3 protein-coding genes are annotated in these 3,428 nt (G+C 43.5%); all 3 read right to left on the reverse strand.

All coding sequences use genetic code 11. The annotated features are described in order from the left end of the window. A partial coding sequence (locus MZO40_RS16710) for a ribonucleotide-diphosphate reductase subunit beta (RefSeq protein ID WP_252133461.1) occupies window positions 1–888 on the reverse strand: 888 nt, incomplete at its 3' end. A gap of 106 nt (window positions 889–994) precedes the next feature. Further along, window positions 995–3,142: a class 1b ribonucleoside-diphosphate reductase subunit alpha gene (gene nrdE / locus MZO40_RS16715; protein WP_252133463.1), complete on the reverse strand. Its 2,148-nt coding sequence runs from the start codon at window positions 3,140–3,142 to the stop codon at window positions 995–997. A gap of 27 nt (window positions 3,143–3,169) precedes the next feature. Further along, a partial coding sequence (locus MZO40_RS16720) for a class Ib ribonucleoside-diphosphate reductase assembly flavoprotein NrdI (RefSeq protein ID WP_252133462.1) occupies window positions 3,170–3,428 on the reverse strand: 259 nt, incomplete at its 5' end.

Raw genomic sequence — 3,428 nt, forward strand, 5'->3', positions numbered from 1 at the left:
CGATTCATTGTTTGCAGCCGTTACCTGTTGCAAAAATTGATTTTGGTCAATCATCAGTTCTTTGAGTTGCGCCACTAGTGAAGACGGTTGAACTTCGTAGACAGCGTTAAAGCCAAGTGACATTAATGCATGATTGGCACCATAGGAGGCCAGATTGATGGCTTCGGTGGCATCGTCAAGGTTAGCTTCTAAGAAATCTTTTTCGGTTTGCATGAGTTGATCAAACTGGGTGTTAATCCAATGCTGCAGTTCGGCTTGGTCACTTGACGCGAGGTCTTCAAACCCAAGGTGAAATTTGTAGCCGACATAGGCACTAAAGATGGCACTTCCACGAAGAATATTGGCCAACATTTGGTAGGTATTGACGAGAGAATGGGTTTGAAGGGTTGTCCAATATTTACCAAATGAAAGGCCAGTTTCGGTCAAAATAAAAAGGGCTTTTTTTTGTAAAGCCGTGCCATTGGTGCTCGTTTGAGCGAGTTGGTCGATTTCAGCTTGCAGATTGGCATTATCATCTGCCCAAGTAAAACTTTCACCGCCGTTACCCGGAATCAGAGCCCGGAAAATGGTCGTACAGCTTTTGGCATGGACTGATTTCATAAAGGTAATGGTGTTTAATACGGATTCTTCTTGTTGAGTTCTCCGATCGTGGCGAATAGCAGGGGTGCCAACTTCTGATTGGTAGACGGCTAACATTGATGTACCTGCCAACATACGAGTAATGGCCTGTTGTTGAGTGTCTGCTAGCTGTTGCCAAGCTGGTTGATCATTCGTGACGGGAATCCGAATGTCCAACCAAAAGTTAGTGGTGAGTTGCTCCCACGTGTATTTATCGAAATTATCTTTAATATCATCCCAGTTAATTGCTTTGTAGTATAAATAGTCCATCGTTATTTGTTCGTCTCCTTAATTAGGATTCATGGGTATATGGGTCTTGTGACCCAATAACGTATGCCGGTGTGTTAAACGGACGGTAAGACCCCAAGTGAATTTCCTAGATCATGCATGATTCACATTCATTTGCCGTTTTAATTTCATCGTCTTCTGTGAATGTTCGAATGTAGTAAAGTGACTTGATGCCCTTGGTCCAGGCGTAATTCCGTAACCGGTTAAGGTCCCGGGTCGTCATCTTCAAGTTGTCATTGTCCTTCCACTCGTAAAGGTCGGGTTTCAAAACTGAACGCATGAACAGTGTCAGACTCATGCCTTGATCAATGTGTTTTTGCGCTACGGCATAGGTATCGATGATTTTGCGTTGGTCGATATCATATGCGGGCGTGTAGTAGGGCAAAGTTTCGTTAGACAGGTAGGGTGCCGGGTAGAAGATTGAGCCCACTTTATTTTCCTGCCGTTGTTCTACTAATTGTGTGATTGGGTGAAGTGACGCACTTGTTTCATTGACGTACGAAATTGACCCGTTCGGTGCCACAGCGAGTCTATTACGATGATAAAGGCCGCCAGTAATCACAGCTTGCTTGAGTGCCTTCCAATCTGTAACAGATGGTAATTTAATATTTTTGAAGATTTTTGCAACTTTGGTACTCTTAAATTTAAAGTCGGCGTTCAGGTATTGATCAAAGTAACTACCATCGGCGTATTTTGATTGCTCAAATTTGGCGAAGGTTTCGTGGCGTTCACGGGCAATTCGATTGCTCGTAACGAGTGAATAGTAGTTTAAAGCTAGGAAGTAGGCATCAGTAAATTCAAGGGCCTCTGGTGAGCCATACTCAATTTGGTGGCGTGCAAGGGCAGTATGCAGACCCATAGCCCCTAATCCAATCGTGTGGTAAAGTTCGTTGCCATGTTTAACAGTCGGTACTTCCTTAACGTCGGTTGTGTCAGTTACGAGGGTGAGCGCACGAACAGCAACCTCAACTGAGTGACCGAAGTCCGGCGAGTCAATCATATTCATGATATTAGTTGATCCGAGATTACATGAAATATCGGTGCCAATTGTCTTGTACGATAGGTCATCATCAAGTTTTGACGGTTCTTGAGGCTGTAAGATCTCACTACAAAGGTTACTCATAATAATTTTGCCATCGACAGGGTTAGTTTGGTTGGCCGTATCAATGTTCAAGATGTAAGGATAACCAGATTCTTGTTGGAGTTGAGAAATCTTTTGTTCTAGTTTCCGCGCGTTAAAAACTGACTTCTTAATATTGGGGTTAGCGACCATGTTGTTATATTCTTTGGTGATATCGATGTAAGCAAATGGCGTACGATATTCACGTTCGACATCATAGGGACTAAAAAGATACATTGGTTCGTTAGTCTTGAGTAATTCATAATACTTATCAGGAACAATCAAACCGAGGGACAAGGTCTTCACCCGAATTTTTTCGTCCGCATTTTCCTTTTTGGTATCCAGAAAATGTAAGATGTCAGGATGGAAGACGTTGAGATAAACCACTCCGGCGCCGTTCCGTTGCCCAAGTTGGTTACTGTAGCTAAATGAGTCTTCAAGTAACTTCATCACTGGTACAACGCCAGACGAGGCGTTGGAAATCTGCTTAATAGGATCACCTGAGGCGCGCAAGTTTGACAAGTTAACGCCGACGCCCCCACCGATTCGAGATAGTTGAAGGGCAGAATTAACGCCACGTCCAATTGAGAGCATGGAATCGGCCATATCAATTAGGAAACACGACACCATTTCTCCGCGGCGCTTTTTCCCCGCGTTGAGGAAAGTGGGAGTGGCGGGCTGGTAACGCTGTGAAATTAATTCATCGGCAACGTCATTAGCAAGTTGCTCATCACCGTTTGCAAGGTAGAGAGCATTGAAGACAACACGGTCGATAAAGCCTTCCAAGAATTGTTGTCCGTCGTTGGTTTTCATGGCGTACTGTGTGTAAAACTTGTACGCGCCGAGAAAGCTGCGGAAATGGAAGTGATGGTCTTTCATTCGGTCGAACAAGGACCGCACAAATTCGTGGGAATACTGATTCAAGATATCTGGATCAATGTAATCTTCGTCGACTAAGTAGTTTAATTTGGTATCCAATGAATCAAATTGTTTAGTCTTTGGTTCGACCGTCTCTTCAAAATAGGCCTTGAGGGCTTCTTGATCGTAATATAGCGGAATTTCTCCGTCGATAGGGATGTTTACGAGGTTATTTAAGTAAAAATAGGTATTTTCCATTTCTGGGGTGCTAGTTACCATTAGGGATTACTCCTTTGTTGTTTGAAAACAAAATTGATTGCGATAGGTTGAGATGGCATCGGCAATGCGAGGAATGTCGTGTGCGGTGCCACGTAGCTCAAAATCGGTAATGTAAGGAAAATCGAAGCGTTTAGCATATTGTTTAGCCGTGAGTGCAAACTGCTTATTAAAATTACGATTACCGCTACCGATAATACCGTAGCAATGCTGGTAATTGCCTTCGTACGCGAGGTAATCTCCCAAAATAGTGGTTAATATTTCAGTA

It is taken from the genome of Lactiplantibacillus sp. B652 (assembly GCF_023806745.1).
Classification (GTDB): Bacteria; Bacillota; Bacilli; order Lactobacillales; family Lactobacillaceae; genus Lactiplantibacillus; species Lactiplantibacillus pentosus.

Coding starts and splice junctions, on each gene's coding strand:
- nrdE (WP_252133463.1), bottom strand. CDS start 3,142: ATGGAAAATACCTATTTTTACTTAAATAACCTCGTAAACATCCCTATC.